Source organism: Aeromicrobium sp. WCS2018Hpa-31, assembly GCF_031843905.1.
Taxonomy (GTDB): Bacteria; Actinomycetota; Actinomycetes; order Propionibacteriales; family Nocardioidaceae; genus Aeromicrobium.
This window is the reverse complement of record NZ_JAVTJF010000010.1, coordinates 172,737-193,871: the sequence shown is the minus strand read 5'-3', so window position 1 is coordinate 193,871 and position 21,135 is coordinate 172,737. Positions and strand designations below refer to the sequence as shown.

Here is a 21,135-nt window from a genome sequence, read left to right as displayed (position 1 = left end):
GACCGAGATGAGCCCTACCGCCGAGACGCCGCCCGACGCCCCCCTCGAGGAGCGCGCGGTCGCGCTCGTCCGGCACTGGGTGACCGCCCAGCAGGGACGTGGTCGACGGACCGACCCGGCCGCCCGCCGCCTCGCGACGCTGCTCAAGGACCCGGCCGGACTCGACTTCACGATCGGCTTCGTCGACCGTGTCGTCCGCCCCGAGGACTCCGACGTCGCGGCCCGCAACCTGCGGGACCTGACCCGCTCTCTTCCGGCCTTCCTGCCCTGGACCCAGCGGGTCCTGCTGCGCACCGGCGCCTTCTTCTCGCTGCTCTTCCCGGCACTGGTCGTCGCCACCGCCCGACGCACGCTGCGCCGCATGGTGGGGCACCTCATCGCCGACGCGCGCCCCGACAAGCTCGGCGGCACGATCGCGACCCTGCGCAAGAACGGCGACCGGCTCAACCTCAACCTGCTCGGCGAGGCCGTGCTCGGCGAGGGCGAGGCCGTGCGCCGACGCGACCGCACCCTCGAGCTCCTGCGGCGCGACGACGTCGACTACGTCTCCGTGAAGGTGTCGGCCGTCGCCAGCCAGCTGTCCATGTGGGCGTTCGACGAGACCGTGGAGCGCGTGGTCGAGCGCCTCGCCCCGCTGTACGAGGTCGCCGCGGAACGCGGCTCGTTCATCAACCTCGACATGGAGGAGTACCGCGACCTCGACCTCACGATCGCGGTCTTCACCCGCGTCCTGGAGGAGCACCCCGACCTCGAGGCCGGCATCGTCCTCCAGGCCTACCTCCCCGACGCCCTCGCGGCGATGCAGCGCATCCAGGCGTGGGCCCGCGCCCGCCGGGAGGCCGGCGGCGCGTCCGTGAAGGTGCGCCTCGTCAAGGGCGCCAACCTCGCCATGGAGCGGGTCGACGCCACCGTCCACGGCTGGCCCCTCGCGACGTGGTCCTCCAAGCAGGAGACCGACACGCACTACAAGCGCGTCCTGCGGTGGGCCCTCACCCCCGAGCGCGTCGACGCCGTGCGGATCGGCGTGGCCGGGCAGAACCTCTTCGACGTCGCCTACGCCTGGCTGCTCGCCGGCGAGCGGTCCGTGCGCGACGGCGTCGACTTCGAGATGCTGCTCGGCATGGACTCCGGTCCCGTCGCGTCGGTGCGCGCCGACGTCGGCGCACTCCTGCTCTACACGCCCGTGGTGCACCCCGACGAGTTCGACGTCGCGATCTCCTACCTGGTCCGCCGGCTCGAGGAGAACGCCAGCTCGGAGAACTTCATGTCGGCCGCGTTCGACCTGGCCGACGACCCCTCGGCCTTCGACAGCGAGGCGGGGCGCTTCCTCGCCTCCGTGAAGGCGCTCGACGAGACCGTGCCCCCTCCGCACCGGGTCCAGGACCGTCGCACCGACGCCACCGACCACCACGTGCACGCGCACACCGACGGCTTCTCCAACACCCCCGACACGGACCCGTCCACGGCCGGGAACCGGGTGTGGGGCCGGCAGGCACTGTCCCGGTCCACGTACACCCAGCTCGGGATCTCCACGATCGAGTCGAGCCGCGTGCACGGCCCGGCCTCCCTCGAGACCCTCGTGCGGGGTGCTCGGACCGCCGCGACCGCCTGGTCCGCCCGTGGGGCCGAGGTCCGGGCCTGGATCCTCCACCAGGCCGCCGGGGCGCTCGAGACCCGACGGGGCGACCTGGTCGCCGTCATGGCCGCCGAGACCGGCAAGACGATCGCCGAGGCCGACGTCGAGGTCAGCGAGGCCATCGACTTCGCGCACTACTACGCCGAGGCGGCGCGTCGCCTCGAGGTCGTCGACGGCGCCTCGTTCCACCCGGTCGGCCTGACGGTCGTCACCCCGCCGTGGAACTTCCCCGTCGCGATCCCGTGCGGCTCGGTGCTGTCGGCCCTCGCCGCCGGCAGCGCGGTGGTGATCAAGCCGGCTCCGCAGAGCCCCCGGTGCGCAGCCGTCATGGTGGAGGCGCTGTGGCAGGGCGGCGTGCCGCGCGAGGTGCTGCGCTACGTGAGCATGGACGAAGGAGAGCTGAGCAAGTCCCTCGTGTCCCACCCCGCGGTCGACCGGTTGATCCTCACCGGCTCCTGGGAGACGGCGGCCCTGTTCCGCTCGTGGCGACCTGACCTGCCGCTCCTCGCCGAGACGAGTGGCAAGAACGCCCTCGTCGTCACCCCCAGCGCCGACCTCGACCTGGCCGTCGGCGACCTCGTGAAGAGCGCCTTCGGGCACGCCGGGCAGAAGTGCTCGGCGGCGAGCCTCGGCATCCTGGTCGGCTCCGTCGCCACCTCCGAGCGCTTCCGTCGCCAGCTCGTCGACGCCGTGACCTCGCTCAAGGTCGGGTGGCCCGACGATCCCGACGTCTCGGTCGGCCCGGTCGTCGAGGCGCCCTCGGGCAAGCTGCTCGACGCGCTGACGTTCCTCGACGACGGTGAGGAGTGGATCGTCCAGCCGCGTCGTCTCGACCCCACCGGTCGACTCTGGTCCCCCGGGGTGAAGGTGGGCGTGGCCCCCGGCAGCACCTACCACCGCACCGAGTACTTCGGCCCCGTCCTCGGACTCATGCACGCCGCCGACCTCGACGAGGCGATCGCCTGGCAGAACGCCACCGACTTCGGGCTCACGGCCGGCATCCACTCGCTCGACCCCGACGAGGTCAATCGCTGGATCGACACCGTGGAGGCGGGCAACCTCTACGTGAACCGCGGGATCACCGGCGCGATCGTGCAGCGCCAGCCGTTCGGCGGCTGGAAGAGGTCGAGCGTCGGCGCCTCCAGCAAGGCCGGCGGACCCAACTACCTGACCCACCTGGGCACCTGGACGCGCCGACCGCTGCGTCACGTCCCCGACGACGTCGAGCTCTCGGCCCCGGTGGCCTCCGCGCTCGCGTCGGTGACGCCGCACCTGCTCCAGTCCGACGCCGCGCAGCTCGCCGCGGCCGCCCGCTCCGACGAGCTGGCCTGGCAGCGCGAGTTCGGCCGCGAGAAGGACGTCAGCGGGCTCGGCGTCGAGCGGAACGTCTTCCGCTACCGACCGACCTCGGTCCACGTGCGCGGTGACGGCGACCTGCTCACGACCGCTCGGGTCGTCCTCGCCGGGCTCCGCGCCGGCGCCTCGGTCACGGTGTCCACGCCGGTGGCCGTGCCCGACGGCCTCGCACCCGGGCAGGTCGTCGAGGACGACGCCGACTGGCTGGACCGCATGTCGCGGGACCGTCCCGGGCGGGTGCGCCTGCTGAGCCCGCTCGCACGCGAGCTCGCCGCCGCCGTCGAGGGCGATCCGGACGTCGCCGTCCACGCGGGCGAGGTCACCTGGTCCGGACGGGTCGAGCTCCTGCCGTTCCTGCGCGAGCAGTCGGTCACCATCACCACGCACCGCTTCGGCAACCACGACCCGGCGTTCGACCGCGTGCTGCCCCGCCACTGATCAGGGCGAGTTCCGACGTCAGCCGCGCGCGAGGCCCGGTGGCAGCGGCGCTCGCCACCCGCGCCAGAGGGCGAGCAGCCGCCACACGACGCACAGGGCCCCGGCCGACACGTACGCCCACCACCCGAGGTCGGCGCGATGGGCCAGCACGGCCACCAACGCGCCGGTGAACGCCGGGGTGGCGTAGAGCTCCTCGCGGAAGATCACGGGCACCCGTCCGGCGAGCACGTCGCGCAGGATGCCCCCTCCGATGGCCGTGACCATCCCCAGGAGCGCGGCGGGCAGCACCCCGAGACCGGCCTCGGCCGCCTTGACGCCGCCCGCGACGCAGAACAGCGCCGCACCCACCGCGTCGAGGACGGCGATCTGCGACTCGCGGCGCCCGAACACCGGGTGGAAGGCGAACACCACGACGGAGGCCACGGCAGGCACGACGAGGTAGCGCCAGTCCAGGAGGGCCGCCGGCGGGACGTCGCCGATGAGGACGTCGCGGAGCACGCCGCCGCCGAGCCCGGTGACCAGTCCGAGGACCGACGCGCCGAACACGTCGAGCTCCTTGCGCACCGCCACGATGGCGCCGGTGCAGGCGAACACGGCGATGCCCACCAGGTCGAGCGTCACGATCCACACGTCAGGCACGGATCGACCCTAGGACACGCCGCGGCAGGTCGGCTTCCCAGTCGTCGGCCGAGTCCTCTGGGCACGCGTGTCGCCACGGTTTGGCCGGGGACGGAGCCTAGGATGACGGAGCAACCAGTGGGAGGACGCTCGATGCGCGAACTCGGCCCCGATCGGCTCAGCGACGACGGACGTTTCCTCGTCCTGCGCGAAGCCGGCCGTCCCGAGCTGTTCCGCGTCCCGATCGATCGACGGCTCGCCGCACTCGTCGACGCCTCCCCCCGTGCCCGCGGCCGCGCACACGGCCAGATGGAGATCACGATGGAAAGCACGCTCAGCCCCCGCGACATCCAGGCCAGGATCCGGCGCGGGGAGAGTCCCGACCAGGTCGCCGAGTCGGCCGGTGTGCCGACCGAGCAGATCGAGGGGTTCGCCACCCCGGTGCTCGCCGAGCGTGCCTACGTGGCCGAGCAGGCGCGCTCCACCACCATCCGCCGTCGGCACGCCACCGGACCGGGCGTCCTGCTCGGGTCCGCGGTCGACGAGAGCGTGGCCGGAGACGGCGGCGTCCCCGAGGACGTCAGCTGGGACGCCTGGCGCCGCGAGGACGGTCGCTGGACCGTCCAGGTGCTCGCGCCCAGCGCGCTCGAGCCGGCCACCTTCTGCTACGACGCCAAGAGCCGGTACGTCGTCCCCGACGACGAGACCGCTCGCCGGCTCGTGGGCGACGTCGCTCCGCCGGAGGCCTCCGACATGGCCATCGCCGACGCCCTGCGCCCCGACGAGGACCGTCCTGCACCGCCCGCCGCGGACGAGACCCGCTCCGCCGAGCCCGTCGCGCCGAGCGACGACGCACCTCGCCACGAGGTCGACGCCGGGCTCCACGCACCGGTGCACTCTCTCAAGGAGGCCCGCGACCGGCGCGCGATGGAGCAGCTGTCCCTCACCGAGGACATCGCCCCTCAGGAGCAGCACCCGTCCGACAGCACCGACCAGGAGCCCGCCGAGGCGCACCACGAGGTTGACGAGGACCTCGACGAGGAGGAGGGCCACGTGGCCGTCCCCGACACCGTCGCCCCACGCAAGAAGCGCCCCGAGCGTCGGCGGGTGCCCAGCTGGGACGAGATCATGTTCGGCGGCCGGCCCGACTGAGGCCTGGCGTCGGCCGAGCGCTCCTAGGGGAACGGGAGCACGTCGGGTGACAAGGCTGCGGCCTTCGCCGAGGCCGCGGTCATGCGCCGTCGGTGGTGACGCCGGCAGAGGACCTCGTACCCCACCGATGGCCGCGGCCGCTCGGGGTCGTCGACGTCCCCGACCACGATCACCTCACCCTCGGTGACCATCTCCCCGTCCTCGGTGCGCGCGTTGTGGGTCGCCCGTTCACCGCACCAGCAGAGTGCCTCGACCTGGAGCGGCAGCATGCGGTCGGCCAGCTCCACGAGCCGGGCCGATCCGTCGAACATGCGCGTGCGGAAGTCCGTCAGGATGCCGAAGCAGAAGACGTCGATGTCGAGCTCGTCGGCGATCTTGGCCAGCTGTTCGACCTGGTCGCGCGTGTAGAACTGCGCCTCGTCGCACACGAGGTAGTCGATGCGCCCACCCTGGGTCAGCTCGGTCACGACGTGCTCCCAGAAGTGCAGGGAGTCGTCGACCTCCGTCGCCGGGACCGCCAGGCCGAGCCGGCTCGAGAGCGTCGCCTGACCCGCGCGGTCGTGCGACGTGAAGACCCGCCCCACCCGTCCGCGGGCCCGGTGGTTGTGGTCGAGCTGCAGGGCGAGGGTGCTCTTCCCGCAGTCCATCGTCCCGGAGTAGAAGGTCAGCTCGGCCACGGGACCATCCTGCCAGCGGCGCTGCCCGTCACGGTGCTCAGGTCGCGAGGAGCACGGGGACGCGTAGCTCGGCCTCGCTGACCGATCCGTGGAAGCCCTTCATGCGCATCTCGTGCGGGAAGTCGTCGGTGCTGAAGACGGCGAAGTCGCCGAGGGCGGCGATCACCACGTCGCCGATGCGGCCCGCGACGGCCGGGTCGATGGGACCGAACCAGTCGTCGAGCTCGTCGCGGGTGCGCACGTCGGCGCGCTCCCCGCAGAAGTCCCGCCACCGGGCCGCGACGGCCTCGCGGTCGTGGCGGGCGGTGTACAGGTGCCGGAAGCGCGCCTCGCCCGCCAGCAGGTCCACACCCTCGAGGAGCGCGGGCGTCGTGCTGACGTCGAAGCGCCCCTCCGCGGGGAGGTCGAGCATGCCGTGGTCCGCGGTCACGAGGAGCACCGTGTCGGGCGGGAGCAGGTCGCGCAGCTGGCCCGTCTCACGGTCGACGGTCGTGAGGACGTCGCGCCACTCCTGCGACGTGCAGCCGTGCGCGTGACCGGCGTGGTCGAGGCGGGACTCGTAGGCGTAGACCACCGAGCTCGCGGCGTCCTCGACCACCTCGGCCACCACGTCGAGCCGCTCCCAGATGGAGCTGACGCCGTGGAAGGGTGCGCCTCGCTGGCTGCACAGCGTCAGCCCCGTGCCCTCGAAGCGTGCCTCGTTGACGCTCCCGGCGTTGACACCCGCCTCGTGGAGCCGCTGCAGGACGGTGGGGTGGCGCTGCCACTGCAGCGCGTCGACGTCCTGGTCCCAGGCCAGGGCGTTGAGACGTCGCCCGGTCTCCGGCACGCGCGAGGTGTAGCCGACGACACCGTGCGCTCCGGCGCGAAGTCCCGTGCCGAGCGACGTGAGGCTCGTGACGGTCGTGGACGGGACACCGCACACCACGTCGGGGACGGACGGCAGTGACGACAGGAAGGGTGCGAGGTGGGCGTGCTCGCGCAGGAGCTCCTCCCCCATGCCGTCGACCAGCAGCACGACGTAGCGCGCAGCGGCCGGGAGCCCGAGGGTGTCGACCAGACCGGCGCGCCCGCCGCCGACGACTGCGCCGGCAGACGTGAGGACCTCGTGCAGCCCGTGTCGACCTCGCGGACCTGGCGCGGTCACGCCGCCCCGGTCGTGGCGGCGGACAGCTGACGGGCGAACACCAGGAGCCGCTCGACGGCCACGCCGCCGTCGGCCGCCGCGCTCAGGCGCAACGAGAAGTCGTCGCCGGTCAGGTTGCCGGTGTACCCGTGGTCGGCCTCGCAGTCCGGGTCGCTGCACTGGGCGGGCTCGAGGTCCAGGTGCGACACGGCCCCCCACCCGATGGTGACCACGGCCTCCTCGAGGGTGCCGGACGTGGCGACCATGCGGGTCACGACCACCGACCGGATCCGGTGGATCGACACGGCCTCGCTCGTGGTGGAGGTGTAGGGACGCGGCAGGAGGTCGTCGGGCGGGTGCTCGTCGGTGTGCACGAGCACGACCCGCGACGGCGTCATCACGAGCACCGTCATGTGCCGACGGATCTCGTCGCGCTCGAACGTCGGTTCGTGGTGGACCACGTGGGCGAGGACGTCCTCGCCCGCCAGGGCGTCACGCAGGCCGGCCGTCACGATCTCGGGGTAGTAGCCGCTGCGCTCGATCTCCTGGAACACGTCGGCGGCAGGCCCGACGGGGCGCTCACGTCTCATCACGCCAGCGTATCCCTGACCGGACTGCTCAGACGCCGCACGTACCGCTCCTCGCGACGGTCCGTGGCCGGCACCACCTTGGCGCGAGCGCTCAGCGCCGTCAGTCCGGTCTCGTGCACCAGCACGGGCTCCAGGTCGAGCTCGGCGATCTCGGGCAGGTCGTCCTTCAGCGCCGCCAGCCGCAGGATGGTGTCCTGGATGGCCGGTGTGTCGACCGGGTCGGACCCGCGGTAGCCGTACAGCAGCGGCGCGGACCGCAGGTCGCGGATCATCGACTCCGCGTCGGCGTCGGTCAGGGGCGGGATGCCGTAGGCGCGGTCGCCCAGGAGCTCGCTCGAGGCGCCGGCGAGGCCGAAGGAGACCAGCGGACCGAACAGGGCGTCCTCGGTGACCGTGAACGACAGCGGGATGCCGTCGGGGGCGGAACGCTGGACGAAGAAGCGGGTGTCGGCGCGCATGCCCGGCCAGGACGTCAGCTGGTCCCACGCCTCGAACATGTCGGCACGGTCTTGGATACCGCGCCAGATGTGCGCGAGGTCGGGGCGGGCGCGCAGGTGCTCGCTGCCGGCCTTGAGCACGACGTCCCAGCCCAGCTGCTCCGCGGCGGCGACGGCCTCCTCCGGGTCGTGGACGTTGATCCACGTCCACAGGTCGATCCCGTAGCAGGCCAGGAGCGCGTGCACCTGCTCCGTCGAGAGGATCGCGCCTCGCGGCGCGTGCGCCAGCACGTCGCGCACGAGAGCGCGGGCGTCGCCGGTGCGGAAGTCGTCGTGGGCGCGGAACTCCCCGTGGTCCCGAGCCGCCCACTCCGCGTAGGTGACCACACGGGCGAGGGCACGCACGGCCGACTCCGGTGCCGGGTACGACGGCACCGAGCCGCGGCCCGCGGAGCCACCCTGGACGTCGGGCACGCGGAGCAGCTCGGGGATGCCCTCGGTGCCGAGGAACGTCGAGACGATCGGCTTGTCGGACTGCTCGCCGATGGAGGCCAGCACGTTCGCGACCTCCTCGCCGGACGTGTTGAGCGGCGGGATGTAGACGACCATCAGGGCGTCGATGTCGTCGGACGCCAGGGCGTGCTCGATGGCCACCTCGAAGTCGTCGGCGCCGGCGTCGGCGCCCAGGGGCACCGAGTCCGCGACCTGCAGGCCGGTCGCGGTCGCGGCGTCGGCCACGAGCAGGCCCATGGCGTCGGAGTTGCCCACGACGCAGATCCGGTTGCCGCGCGGCAGCGGCTGGTGGGCCACGAGCTGCGCGACGTCGAACATCTCCTCGAGCGTGTCGACCTGGACCACGCCGGCCTGCCGGAACATCGCGTCGACCGCGGCCTGCGGCGCCGTGCTGCGCTTGACCGCGTGCCCCACGGGCACGCCCTGGGTGGAGCGGCCCGACTTCACCGCGACGATGGGCTTGGACTCCGAGACCCGGCGAGCGATCCGCGAGAACTTGCGCGGGTTGCCGATGGACTCGAGGTAGAGGAGGACGACCTCGGTGTCGTCGTCCTCCTGCCAGTACTGGAGGAGGTCGTTGCCGGAGACGTCGGCACGGTTGCCCGCCGAGACGAACGTCGAGAGGCCGAGGCCACGTCGCGACACCGACTCCAGGATCGCCGTGCCGAGGGCACCGGACTGGCAGAAGAAGCCGACGCGCCCCTGGGGCGGCATGGCCGTGGAGAGGGAGGCGTTCAGCTGCACGCCGGGGGCCGTGTTGATGACACCGAGGCAGTTGGGACCGACGAGGCGCAGACCGTACGTGCGGGAGAGGTCGAGCAGCGTCCGCTGGCGCTGACGTCCCTCGGCGCCCTCCTCGGCGAACCCGGCCGAGATGACCACCAGCCCGTGCACGCCCTTCGCCGCGCAGTCGCGGACGACGTCGTTCACCGAGTCGGCCGGGACGGCCACGATGGCCAGGTCGACCTCGTGCGGGATGTCCTTGACGCTCTTGAACGCGGGCAGCCCCGAGACCGCCTCGGCCTGGCTGTTCACGGCGTAGACGCTGCCCTGGTAATCGCCGAGGACGAGGTTGCGCACCACGGTCTGGCCGATCGACCGCTGGCGCCGGCTGGCTCCCACGACGGCGATGCTGCGGGCCGCGAAGATCCGTTCGATGGACGCGGCCTCGGCGCGCTGCTCGCGCGAGCGCATGACCCCCACGGCCGAGTCGGTCGGATCGATGCGGAACGACAGCTGCTGGACGCCGTCCTCGACGACGCCCTCGACGGAGTAGCCCATCTCGCGGAAGACCTGCAGCATGCGGTTGTTGCTCGGCAGCACGTCCGCGGTGAACTTGGTGAGCCCACGTTCGCGGCCCGCCTGGGCGAGGTGCTCGAGCAGGAGCTGGCCCACGCCACGGCCCTGGTGGGCGTCCTCCACGAGGAAGGCCACCTCGGCCACGTCGTCGCTGATCGCGTCGTAGCGTCCGACGCCGATGATCGTGTCGTGCAGTGTCAGCACGAAGGCGACCCGACGGTCGAGGTCGACGTGCGTGAAGCGCGCGACGTCGCGATCGGACAACGTGGGGTAGGGGGCGAAGAACCGGTAGTACTTGGACTCGTCGGAGACGCGCGAGTAGAAGGCGACGAAGGCTTCGGTGTCCTCGGGGGTGATGGGCCGGAGCTGGGCGACGCGGCCGTCCTTGAGCAGGACGTCCGCCTCCCACACCCGGGCACGGTCGGCCGGCGTCGTCGAGGCGTCCTGCGTCACGCGCCCAACCTACCCCGTGCCGGCGCCCGCCTCGGGCACGGAGGAGCCCGGGCGTCCCCCGGGCGGCGTGGCGGCTGGGGCGCACGGCTCCGGACCGGGAGAATCGAGAGGTCACCCATCGGGCGGCACGTCGTCAGCCAGGAGAGGATGCATGGCCCGCAGCAGCACCCCGAACCCCCCCGAGGAGTTCGACGAGCACATCATCGACACCGACATCACGGACGAGATGAGTGCGAGCTACATCGAGTACGCGTACTCGGTGATCTACTCCCGCGCCATCCCCGACGCCCGCGACGGGCTCAAGCCCGTCCAGCGGCGCACCCTCTTCACGATGGACGACATGGGGCTGCGCAACGACCGCGGCCACGTCAAGAGCGCCCGCGTCGTCGGCGAGGTCATGGGTCGGCTGCACCCGCACGGCGACAGCGCCATCTACGACGCGCTCGTCCGGCTCGTCCAGCCGTGGTCCATGCGACTCCCGCTGGTGGACGGCCACGGCAACTTCGGCTCGCCGGACGACCCGCCCGCGGCCATGCGCTACACCGAGTGCCGCATGGACGAGGCCGCCGAGGCCATGACGGCCTCCATCGACGAGGACACCGTCGACTTCAAGCCCAACTACGACGGTCGTGAGCTGGAGCCGAGCGTGCTGCCGGCCTCGCTGCCGAACCTCCTGGTCAACGGCGCGTCCGGCATCGCCGTCGGCATGGCCACGAACATCGCCCCGCACAACCTCGTCGAGGTCGTGCAGGCGCTGCGCCACCTGATCGAGCACCCACGGGCCGACCTCGACGACCTCATGCGCTTCATCCCCGGCCCCGACCTGCCGACCGGCGGCAAGATCGTCGGGCTCGACGGCGTCCGCGACGCCTACGCCACGGGCAACGGCTCCTTCCGGATGCGCGCCACCACACGGGTCGAGAACGTGACCCCCCGCCGCAAGGGCATCGTGGTCACCGAGCTGCCCTACAACGTCGGCACCGAGAAGGTCGTCGAGGCCATCAAGAAGCTGGTCCAGGCCAAGAAGCTCCAGGGCATCTCCGACATCAAGAACCTGACCGACCGGCACAAGGGCTTGCAGCTGGTGATCGAGGTCAAGAACGGCATCGTGCCCGAGGTGCTCCTCGAGCAGCTCTACAAGCACACGCCGATGGAGTCGTCGTTCTCGATCAACGCGGTCGCCCTCGTCGACGGCCAGCCCCGCACGCTGGGCCTCAAGGAGATGCTCGAGGTCTTCCTGGCGCACCGGTTCCAGGTGGTCCGTCGGCGCAGCGAGTTCCGGCGCGCCAAGGCCGCCGCGCGGCTGCACCTCGTCGAGGGGCTGCTGGTCGCGATCCTCGACATCGACGAGGTCATCCAGCTGATCCGCAGCAGTGACAACCGCGGCGAGGCACGCAGCCGCCTCATGGGGGTCTTCGACCTCAGTGAGGCCCAGGCCGACTTCATCCTCGACCGCACGCTGGGCAGCCTCACCCGGTTCTCCAGGATCGAGCTGGAGAAGGAGGCCGACGAGCTGCGCGCGGCGATCGAGCGGCTGGAGGAGATCCTCGGCGACGACGCCGTGCTGCGCGCGGTCGTCTCCGACGAGCTCGACGCAGCGGCCCAGCGCTTCGGCACGCCCCGACGCACGGTGCTGCTGGAGTCCGCCGGTCAGACCGTCACGGCCGCGGCGCAGCTCGAGGTCGCCGACGACCCGTGCTGGGTGCTGCTGTCGGCCACCGGGCTGCTGGCCCGCACGAGCGACGACTCCCCGCTCGGCGACGTCGGTCGACGCTCCAAGCACGACGTGGTCGTCTCGGCCGTGGCGGCCACGGCGCGCGGCCAGGTGGGCCTGGTCACCGCCGACGGCACCGTGCACCGGCTCGACGTCCTCGACATCCCGACCTTGCCGGCCACCGCTCAGGCCCCGCATCTGCAGGGCGGCCTGCCGCTGCGTGAGCTGCTCGCGACGTCGGCACCTGCGCTGTGCCTCATGTCGCTCGAGGCCGAGGGCCCCGGGCTTGCACTGGCCACCCGGGCCGGTGTGGTCAAGCGGGTCAAGCCCGAGGTGCTGTCGCGTGACTCCTGGGAGGTCATCGGCCTCGCCGACGGCGACACCCTGGTGGGCGCCGCGCCGCTGGCCACCGGCGACGAGCAGCTCGTCCTCGTCACCTCCGACGCCCAGCTGCTGCGCTTCGAGGCCGGCCTGGTCCGTCCGCAGGGTCGCGGCGGCGGTGGTGTGGCCGGCGTCAAGCTGGCGGCAGGTCAGCGGGTGGTCGGCTTCGGCGTGGTGCGCGACGTCGAGTCCGCCCACGTGCTCACGATCTCCGGCTCGGGAGACGCGCTGCCGGGCACGCAGACCGGGGCCGCGAAGGTCAGCCCGCTCTCGGCCTACCCGGCCAAGGGCCGGGCCACCGGCGGCGTGCGCTGCCACCGGCTGCTCAAGGGCGAGGACGGCCTGATCCTCGGTTGGGTCGGCGACGGAACCCCCGTGGCGTGCGCGACCAGCGGATCCCCCGTCGACCTGCCCGAGATCGACCCGAGGCGTGACGGCTCCGGGGTCGCGGTCGCCCAGCCCGTGCTCGCTGCCGCCTCGCCCGCAGGTCTGCTTCCCGGACTCCCGACCGTGCGAGACTGAGCGCGTGCGTCCCACCTCTCGTCCCGTCCGCTCCCGCGTCCTCCTCACCGTCGCGACCGCTCTCGCTGGCGCGCTGCTCGTCGGCTGCACCGGAGGCGGTGACGACGCCGGTCCCGGCACCGACACCTCGGCCCTGCAGAAGCGGCTCGACTCGGCGAAGAAGACGATCGACGACGCCGAGACGGTTGAGGTCTCGCTCGCGACGTCCTCGGTGCCCGACGGCGTGTCGGGACTGCTCTCGGCCAAGGGCAAGGGCAACCACTCCCCCGCCTTCACCGGCGACGTGAAGGTCTCCACCGGCGGAGCGACCCTGTCGGCCGAGGTGGTCGCGGTCGACGGGACGGTCTACGCCAAGACCGACATCACCCCGGTGTACCTCACGATCGACCCGGCGTCCCTGAAGGCTCCGGACCCCGCGGGGCTCATCGACGCCGACACGGGTCTCACCCAGATCCTGGTGCAGACCGACGACCTCGAGGAGGGCAAGAAGTCGCGCGACGGACAGGACGTGCTGACCTCCGTCACGGGCACTCTGCCCGGGTCGGTCGTGTCGCAGATCATCCCCTCGGCCACCAAGGGTGCACGCTTCGACGTCACGTACCGGCTCACCGATGACGACGTGCTGCGCGACGCCACGATGTCCGGCCCGTTCTACGGCGGCAGCACGGACGTCACGTACACGGTGCGTCTGGCCACCTCCGACGAGCCGATCGAGATCGAGGCACCGGCCCGCACCGGAGGCAGCTGACCCGTGCGGGACTCCGGCAGCTCGGCCGACGAGGTCGACGACGCCCGATCCGAGTCGTCGTCGGGCCCCGTGCTGGCGTCACGGACGCTGCTCGGGCTCGCCGCGGTGGCGATCGCCTTCGCGGCCGCCGACACGTACGTGGTGGTGCTGGCCCTGCCCGAGATGATGTCGGCCAGCGGACTCGACGTCGACGAGCTGCAGCGTGCCGCCCCGATCATCTCGGGCTTCCTCCTGGGCTACGTGGGCGTGCTGCCGCTCATCGGGAGGATCTCCGACCTCCGCGGCCGCGTCCCGGTGCTCCTCGGCTCGCTCGTCGTCTTCGCCGTGGGCTCCCTCGTGACCGCCGCCGCCTACGACCTGACCACGATCGTCGCCGGGCGACTGCTCCAGGGCGTCGGCGGCGGCGGACTCATCCCTCCCACGCTCGCGCTCGTCGCCGACCTGTGGCCGCCCCGCCGACGCGGGCTCCCCCTCGGGGTCGTGGGCGCCGTGCAGGAGCTCGGGAGCGTGCTGGGGCCGCTGTACGGAGCGGTCGTGCTGGCCTTCGGCTCGTGGCGGGACATCTTCTGGCTCAACGCTGCCGTCGGGCTGGTCCTGGCCGCCGTCATGCTGCGGCTGCGTGGCGCCGCCCCCTCCGCTCCACCGGTCGGTCGTACCGCCTCGGCCCTCGGCTCCCCGCCCGGTCGGCCCGACCTGCCCGGCTTCGGCCTGCTCGCCCTCGCACTGACGGGCCTCTCGGTGGTCATGCTGCAGCCCGAACGCCTCGTCACCGGCGTCACCGCCGGGCTGGCGTTCCTGCCGGTCACCGGCGACTCCCGCTGGCTGACCCCGCTCGCGCTCGGCACCTACGTGGTCGCCGCCCTGTTCGTGGTGCGCCAGGCCACCGCCCGCCGGCCGCTCGTGCAGTGGCGCAGCTGGGGCGAGATCGCCCGCAGCACCGACCTGATCGGCGCCGCGCTCCTCGCTATCGCCCTCGCTGCGGTGATCGTGACCTTCGCCTCGGCCGAGCCGGAGTCCGGCACGCTCTCGCCCCAGGCCCCGTGGCTCCTGCCCGTCGCCGCCCTCGCGACCGTCGGATTCGTGTACCGGCAGCGCACGGCGACCGAGCCCCTGGTCCCGCGCGGCGCGCTGTCGGCCCGGCCGGCCTGGGGCGCCCTCGTCGTCTCCTTCGTCATCGGAGCCGCCCTCATCGCGGCTCTCGTCGACATCCCCTTCTTCGCCCGGCTCACCGTGCACCGGGACTCCCAGCTCGACGCGGCGCTCGTGCTCGTGCGCTTCCTGGTGGCGCTCCCGGTGGGCGCGGTCCTCGGAGGTTGGCTCCTGCGCCGCGTCCCGGCGTCGTGGCTGACCGCGGTGGCCATGCTGGTCAGTGCGGCCGCGTTCTGGCACATGGCCACGTGGGACGCGCAGTCGCTCGCCAGCGAGTGGGAGACGCTCTCGCTCGTGGCGGCCGGACTGGGCTTCGGGCTCGCGATCGCACCGGTCAACGCCGTGCTGCTCGAACACACCGCCGACGCCGTCCACGGCGTCGCGAGCGCCCTGCTCATCGTGGCCCGCATGGTCGGCATGCTGATCGGCGTCTCGGCCCTGACGACCATCGGGCTGCGGGCGTTCTACTCGGCCTCGTCGCGGATCCCGGCGGCGTCGGACCTCTGCACCGGGGAGGTCCAGCTCTGCCAGGCGTACCGCGACGCGGTGCGCGACGCCGGCATCGCGCAGCTGCACGCCGTGTTCCTCGGGGCGGCCGTCTGCGCGGTCGTCGCGGCGGCCCTGTCGCTCTGGCTCCTACGTGAACCTGCTCATACCCGCACGCGCAGCAGCGGTACTACGCTGCCCCTGTGACGGACTTCGACGACCTTCTCGCAGCCAACCGAACCTTCGCCGACTCCTTCGCCCTCACCGGCTTCGACGGCATCGCCCGTGCCGGTGTGGCCATGGTGACGTGCATGGACTCGCGCATCGACCCGCTCGGCATGATCGGCCTCCAGCCCGGTGACGCGAAGATCCTGCGCAACCCCGGCGGCCGGGTGAACGACGACGAGCTCGTGGCCCTCGTGCTGGGCGTGCACCTGCTCCAGGTGAAGCGCGTCCTCGTGGTCGAGCACACCCGGTGCGCGATGGCCTCCTCCACGGAGGAGCAGATCCACGAGCGCGTCTCCAGCAGCACCGGCACCGACTCCACCTGGATGAGCATCGGACCGATCGACGACCAGGAGCGCCAGCTCCGGGCCGACGTGCACCGCGTGACCTCGCACCCGCTCATCCCGGACTCGATCGACGTCGGCGGCTTCCTCTACGACGTCGACACCGGACTGCTGCAGCAGGTCGTCTGAGCCAGGCTCAGTCCTGGAGCAGCACGCCGTCGGAGTCGTAGGTACGGCTCTGCACCGCTGCGCCGTCCCCGACGGTGACCTCGAGCAGGGGGTCCTGCCCGATCTGCGGTCTGACCCTGATCATGATCGTGGGGTCGGCATCGGTGTCGATCGCGAACCGGGCATCGTCGACGGCGGTCTGCACGGCCGAGACGTCGATGCGCGCGAGGTCGGCCACGGGAAGCTCGGGGAGGTCCGCGCGGGTCATGCCCTGCACCCACACGCTCGACGAGTAGGTCCAGTCGGTCGAGGCCGTCGGTTCGTCGGTCGTGGCGGTGCCGGTGTCCTCGCCGACGCGGTACGCCGAGACGACGGTGGTCCCGGACGCGGCGGCGAGGTCGTCCACACGCTCGTCCCACCACTGCTCGACCTGCTCGACCGCGACGACGTCACTGCTGTCGGAGTCACTGCCACCGAGGAAGAGGCTCAGGACGAGCCCGCCGGCACCCAGGAGGCAGGGAGCCAGGAAGAAGAACGCCACGACGGCGACGATGCAACCGATCGTCCGGCGGTTGGTGCCGGAGGTGCGCTCGCCCACCTCCGGGGTGCCACCGAACCCGGGAGGCGGCCACGCACGGCCCGGCGCCTCGCCAGGGCTCGTGGTCGGTGGCCCCGGGAACGGGCTGCTGCCCGCCGACGGGGCAGGCTGGTCGGCCGCGGGCGACGGCGGGAACGACGGCTGGGCCGCGTCGCTCGACGTGGTGGTCCGAGAGGGCGGCGGATCGGCCGGACGGTCCGTCAGGTCGCGGACCACCATGGCCAGGTCACCACGGGTCGAGGCCGCGTCGATCTGCTCCATCCGCAGCGACCGGTCCACGGCCGAGATGCGACCGGCCGCGTAGGCGGCGTCGACGGCGCGTCGAGCGGTGCGCCGGTCCCCGCGTCCGGCTCCCCCGGGATCGCTGATGTCACTCACGGCGGCATCGTAGCGACGCGGAGCAGTCTCACGCGTCGATGAGGTCGGAGTCGACCTCGTAGGCGCTCTGCACGATGAACTCCTTGCGCGGAGCGACCTCGTTGCCCATCAGCAGCTCGAACACGCCGGCGGCGCGCTCGGCGTCGTCGACCGTGAGCCGGCGCAGCGTGCGGTGGCGGGGGTCCATCGTGGTCTCGGCCAGCTGGTCGGCGTCCATCTCGCCCAGGCCCTTGTAGCGCTGGATGGGGTCCTTCCAGCGCACGTTGCGGCGCTTGAGGTCGGCCAGGGTGCGCTGCAGCTCGGCGTCGGAGTAGGTGTACTGGTACTTCTCCTGCCCCTTCTTGGGGTTGACCAGCTCGATGCGGTGCAGGGGTGGCACGGCCGTGTACACGCGGCCCTCCTCCACCAGCGGACGCATGTACCGGAAGAACAGCGTGGCCAGCAGGCACCGGATGTGGGCGCCGTCGGAGTCGGCGTCGGCCATGAAGATGATCCGCCCGTACCGCGTCTGGTCGAGGTCGAAGGTGCGGCCCGAGCCGGCGCCGACGACCTGGATGATCGACGAGCACTCCAGGTTCTTGAGCATGTCGCCGACGCTGGCCTTCTGGACGTTCAGGATCTTGCCGCGGATGGGCAGCAGCGCCTGGAACTCCGAGTCGCGGGCGGACTTCGCGGTGCCGAGCGCGGAGTCGCCCTCGACGATGAACAGCTCCGTGCGGTCGGCGTCGGCCGCGCGGCAGTCGGCGAGCTTGGCCGGCAGGGCGCTGGACTCCAGGGCGTTCTTGCGGCGCTGGTTGTCGCGCTGCTGGCGGGCCATGAGCCGGGTGCGCGAGGCGGCGACGACCTTCTCCATGACGAGGCGTGCCTTGGCCTTCTGCGCGGTCTTGGTGGACGTGAGGAACGCCTTGAGCTCGCGCGAGACGACCTGGTTGACGATCTTGGTGACGGCCGGGGTGCCGAGCACCTCCTTCGTCTGGCCCTCGAACTGGGGCTCGGCGAGGCGCACGGTGACCACGGCGGTCATGCCCTCGAGGACGTCGTCCTTGATGACGTCGACGTCGCCGGACTTGAGCAGCCGGGTGGTGCGCAGCGTGTCGTTGAAGGTCTTGGTGAGGCCGCGCTCGAAGCCCTGGACGTGGGTGCCGCCCTTGGGCGTGGCGATGATGTTGACGAAGGACCGGACCTGGGTCTCGTACCCGGTGCCCCAGCGCAGCGCCACGTCGACACCGAGGTCGCGCTCGACCTCCTGGGGCGTCATGTGGCCCTTGGAGTCGAGCACCGGGACGGTCTCGGTGAAGGCGCCGTGGCCCTGCAGGCGCAGCACCTCGCTCACCGGCTCGTCGGCGGCGAGGAAGTCGCAGTACTCGGTGATGCCGCCGTCGTGCTTGAACGACTCCTCGACCGGCTCGTCGCCGCGCTCGTCGCGGATGACGATCTCGAGTCCCGGCACGAGGAACGACGTCTGCCGTGCGCGGGTGACGAGCTCCTCGTAGGAGAACGTGGCGGTCTTGATGAAGATCTGCGGGTCGGCCCAGTACCGCACCCGGGTGCCGGTGACCGTCTTCTTGACCCGGCCGCCCTTGTGCAGGGTGTTGTCGGCGGTGAAGTCCGCGGTGGGCCCGTCGCCGGCGAAGACGCCGGGCTCACCCCGCCGGAACGACATCGACCACGTCGCACCGGACTTGTCGACCTGCACGTCGAGGCGCGAGGACAGGGCGTTGACGACCGATGCGCCGACGCCGTGCAGGCCGCCGGTGGCGTTGTAGGAGCCGCCGCCGAACTTTCCGCCGGCGTGGAGCTTGGTGTACACGACCTCGACGCCCGTGAGCCCGGTCTTGGGCTCGATGTCCACCGGGACGCCGCGGCCGTTGTCGCGCACCTCGACCGAGCCATCGGCGTGGAGCACCACGTCGATGCGGTCGCAGTGACCGTCCAGCGCCTCGTCGACGGAGTTGTCGATGATCTCCCACAGGCAGTGCATGAGGCCACGGGTGTCCGTGGAGCCGATGTACATGCCAGGGCGCTTGCGGACCGCCTCGAGTCCTTCGAGGACGAGCAGGTTGCGTGCGTCGTAGGTCGACAACTCAGTGGCCTCCACCGGGTGGTTTCGCGTCGGGTCGGACGTCGTCGGACACCGTGCGTGCAGGCGATCGCCGACCCCCTCGCCAGCCTAGTCAGAACGTCCCCGGTGACCGGTCTGACACGCGGCGCGCCGACCCACCTCCGCAGGTTTGGCGACGGTCGGCAGTATCTATGTCGTATGTCACCAACTCCGGCGCGGAACAACAGCCCGTGGTTGGATGTTGAGGCAGACGTACCCGCTGAACGACGACGCTGAGGAAGAGAGAACATGATGGCTGCAGTCGCCGAGCTTCCCGGTCTGAACGCGACCGACCGCTGTGACCGTTGCGGTGCGCAGGCGTACGTCCGCGTCGAGCTGGCCGGCGGTGCCGAGCTGCTCTTCTGCGCGCACCACGCCCGTGAGCACGAGGACAAGCTGCGTGAGGTCGCCGTGTCGATCCACGACGAGACCGGCCGCCTCGGATCCGAGCCCACCGCGGCCTCGAACCCCGAGGTCTGACCGAACACGAACGTACGAGAAGGGCCCCTCACCGCTGAGCGGTGAGGGGCCCTTCTCGTGACCTCAGTACGCCCAGGAGCGGGCACCGGAACTGCGCCAGATGGCGCTCCAGTGCTCCAGGTACTCCTGGTAGAGCGCCGGGTCGGTCGTCTCCGTCGTGATCTCGTCGCTGACGATCAGATTGGAGCCGGTGAGAGCGGCCGAGCCTGCCTGTACCACTCGGGTGAACGTACCGGACGAGGAGAAGGCCTTGCCGTTCGGCGTGAGCTCCTCCGTGTTCCAGGAGTTCGGCTTGAGCTTGGCCTCCACGAGCATCGTCTTGTCATGCGGCTTGGCGTAGGCCGCCGGCACACGGGTCACGGACGTGCGGAGGACGTCGAGGATCGGCTTGCAGATACGGATGTACTGCTGGCAGTGCGCGGTGCGGTTTGCCTTCAGCTCGTCGCGGAACGAGATCGCCTCCACGCTGCACCCGCCCTCCGTGAGCTCGACCAGCTTCTGTGCCACAGCGATGCGGCGGTACTTGAAGCGGTTGTGCTGCAGTCGGATCTTGCACGTGGCGTCGGGGACGATACGACCGAGCAGGTTCAGCACGGGGTCGCGCCCGTTCGACGGCGAGGCCGAGATGGGCGTCGGGTAGTAGGTCGTGTTGGACAGCTCGGAGTAGAACATCCCGTTGCGGGCGTACGGCGAGATGTCCTTGCTGTAGCCCTCCTTCTGGGCATCGGCATACCCGTAGCTCGTCGCGTGCGCCGCGACGTACCTCGGATAGTCGTAGCTGTACTTCTTGCTGATGTTCCGCTCCGCCCACATGTCCTGGAAGAAGCGCTCCATCTGCACGAAGATCTTCTTGTCGTTGTAGGTGGTCCACCCGTTGTTGAACGTGTACTCGCCACTCGGGCCGCCCAGGTTCGCCGAGCCCGACCACACGGCCCCCCGCGCCGGCTTCTTGTCGGCGTCATAGGTGTCCTTCACCATCAGCACCTTCGAGTGCATGATGGCGCCGTTGAGCGGCGAGAGGCACGCGAGACTCTTGCCCTTCTGGCAGATGTGGAAGTGGCCGTGCTTCAGGCTCTCGAGCTTCTTCTGCAGCGCTCGAGACTCCTTCGACTGCGAGGCCTTGCCGTGGATCATGTAGACGTCCACGCCCTTCTGCGCGGCCTTGACCAGCTCGCGTCCGACCCGCTTGGAGTTCTCCATGCGCGAGACCGAGATGTAGATCTTGTTCGCCGCGATGGTCGACGACGGTCGCGACTTGCCCGTGTTGGGGTCCTCGTAGGAGCCGCGGATCAGCCGCTCGAGGTCGTTGAGCAGGGTGAAGTCCGACGCCTTCATGTACGAGCCGTTGGGACGAGAGAAGTTCGCTTCCGACTTCACCTCGTAGGGCGGGCCGTAGGGCCGCGGTGCGTCGGCGGCCAGCGACTGGGACTCAGCAGCCTGCGCGGCCGCCCGCGCATCGGCTTCCGCCTGCTGCGTCGTCTCGTCCGGCGCGGCTTCGGTGCCGGCGCTCGCCGTCGGCTCGGGGGTCTCCTCCGCGGACGTCGGCGAGATGCTCAGGGCGCCGACGACGACGGCGGCCGCGGTCAACGTCACCCCGACACGTCGT

15 protein-coding genes are annotated in these 21,135 nt (G+C 71.5%); 7 read left to right on the top strand and 8 right to left on the bottom strand.

Features of this window, described 5'->3' with window-relative positions:
• Nucleotides 1-7 precede the first annotated feature (7 nt).
• Nucleotides 8-3,430 carry a bifunctional proline dehydrogenase/L-glutamate gamma-semialdehyde dehydrogenase gene (locus RQG84_RS14470; protein ID WP_311210569.1) on the top strand — a complete coding sequence of 1,141 codons (3,423 nt, stop codon included), beginning with the start codon at nt 8-10 and terminating at the stop codon, nt 3,428-3,430.
• An 18-nt stretch (nt 3,431-3,448) separates the two neighbouring features.
• Here RQG84_RS14470 and RQG84_RS14465 read toward each other — a convergent pair whose 3' ends face one another.
• The gene (locus RQG84_RS14465) at nt 3,449-4,069 is read right to left on the bottom strand and encodes a trimeric intracellular cation channel family protein (protein ID WP_156364782.1); all 621 of its coding nucleotides are present in this window, start codon (nt 4,067-4,069) and stop codon (nt 3,449-3,451) included.
• A gap of 132 nt (nt 4,070-4,201) precedes the next feature.
• On the opposite strand from RQG84_RS14465, the gene sepH reads away from it, so the two are divergent.
• The gene (gene sepH / locus RQG84_RS14460) at nt 4,202-5,200 is read left to right on the top strand and encodes a septation protein SepH (protein ID WP_311210568.1); all 999 of its coding nucleotides are present in this window, start codon (nt 4,202-4,204) and stop codon (nt 5,198-5,200) included.
• A 23-nt stretch (nt 5,201-5,223) separates the two neighbouring features.
• Here the strand turns inward: sepH and RQG84_RS14455 are convergent, their stop codons facing one another.
• The 4 genes from RQG84_RS14455 to RQG84_RS14440 are packed head-to-tail and all read right to left on the bottom strand — an operon-like array spanning nt 5,224 to nt 10,295.
• Entirely contained in the window at nt 5,224-5,877 is a 654-nt protein-coding gene (locus tag RQG84_RS14455) for a thymidine kinase (protein ID WP_311210567.1), read from the bottom strand.
• Between the two features lie 37 nt (nt 5,878-5,914).
• Nucleotides 5,915-7,024 carry an alkaline phosphatase family protein gene (locus RQG84_RS14450; RefSeq protein WP_311210566.1) on the bottom strand — a complete coding sequence of 370 codons (1,110 nt, stop codon included), beginning with the start codon at nt 7,022-7,024 and terminating at the stop codon, nt 5,915-5,917.
• Entirely contained in the window at nt 7,021-7,593 is a 573-nt protein-coding gene (locus RQG84_RS14445; protein WP_311210565.1) for a DUF5998 family protein, read from the bottom strand. The genes RQG84_RS14450 and RQG84_RS14445 overlap by 4 nt, the downstream gene beginning before the upstream one ends.
• Nucleotides 7,593-10,295, bottom strand: a complete 2,703-nt coding sequence (locus RQG84_RS14440) for a GNAT family N-acetyltransferase (RefSeq protein ID WP_311210564.1) — start codon at nt 10,293-10,295, stop codon at nt 7,593-7,595. The genes RQG84_RS14445 and RQG84_RS14440 overlap by 1 nt, the downstream gene beginning before the upstream one ends.
• 151 nt (nt 10,296-10,446) lie before the next feature.
• On the opposite strand from RQG84_RS14440, the gene RQG84_RS14435 reads away from it, so the two are divergent.
• The 4 genes from RQG84_RS14435 to RQG84_RS14420 are packed head-to-tail and all read left to right on the top strand — an operon-like array spanning nt 10,447 to nt 15,993.
• Nucleotides 10,447-12,912, top strand: coding sequence for a DNA topoisomerase IV subunit A (locus tag RQG84_RS14435; protein WP_311210563.1), 2,466 nt, complete (start codon nt 10,447-10,449; stop codon nt 12,910-12,912).
• 4 nt (nt 12,913-12,916) lie between these two features.
• Complete coding sequence (locus RQG84_RS14430; RefSeq protein ID WP_311210562.1) at nt 12,917-13,660, top strand: LppX_LprAFG lipoprotein; 744 nt, start codon at nt 12,917-12,919, stop codon at nt 13,658-13,660.
• 3 nt (nt 13,661-13,663) lie between these two features.
• Nucleotides 13,664-15,502: an MFS transporter gene (locus RQG84_RS14425; protein WP_311210561.1), complete on the top strand. Its 1,839-nt coding sequence runs from the start codon at nt 13,664-13,666 to the stop codon at nt 15,500-15,502.
• On the top strand, nt 15,499-15,993 hold the full coding sequence (locus RQG84_RS14420) for a carbonic anhydrase (protein ID WP_311210560.1): 495 nt from the start codon (nt 15,499-15,501) through the stop codon (nt 15,991-15,993). The genes RQG84_RS14425 and RQG84_RS14420 overlap by 4 nt, the downstream gene beginning before the upstream one ends.
• Nucleotides 15,994-16,000: 7 nt before the next feature.
• Here the strand turns inward: RQG84_RS14420 and RQG84_RS14415 are convergent, their stop codons facing one another.
• Nucleotides 16,001-16,948: a DUF1707 domain-containing protein gene (locus RQG84_RS14415; RefSeq protein ID WP_311210559.1), complete on the bottom strand. Its 948-nt coding sequence runs from the start codon at nt 16,946-16,948 to the stop codon at nt 16,001-16,003.
• Nucleotides 16,949-16,976: 28 nt separating this feature from the next.
• The gene (locus tag RQG84_RS14410) at nt 16,977-19,031 is read right to left on the bottom strand and encodes a DNA topoisomerase IV subunit B (RefSeq protein WP_311210558.1); all 2,055 of its coding nucleotides are present in this window, start codon (nt 19,029-19,031) and stop codon (nt 16,977-16,979) included.
• A gap of 267 nt (nt 19,032-19,298) precedes the next feature.
• Here RQG84_RS14410 and RQG84_RS14405 point away from each other — a divergent pair, with 267 nt between their 5' ends.
• Nucleotides 19,299-19,529, top strand: coding sequence for a hypothetical protein (locus tag RQG84_RS14405; RefSeq protein ID WP_055967819.1), 231 nt, complete (start codon nt 19,299-19,301; stop codon nt 19,527-19,529).
• A 63-nt stretch (nt 19,530-19,592) separates the two neighbouring features.
• Here the strand turns inward: RQG84_RS14405 and RQG84_RS14400 are convergent, their stop codons facing one another.
• Nucleotides 19,593-21,122, bottom strand: a complete 1,530-nt coding sequence (locus RQG84_RS14400) for a phospholipase D-like domain-containing protein (protein WP_311210557.1) — start codon at nt 21,120-21,122, stop codon at nt 19,593-19,595.
• Between the last annotated feature and the right edge of the window lie 13 nt (nt 21,123-21,135).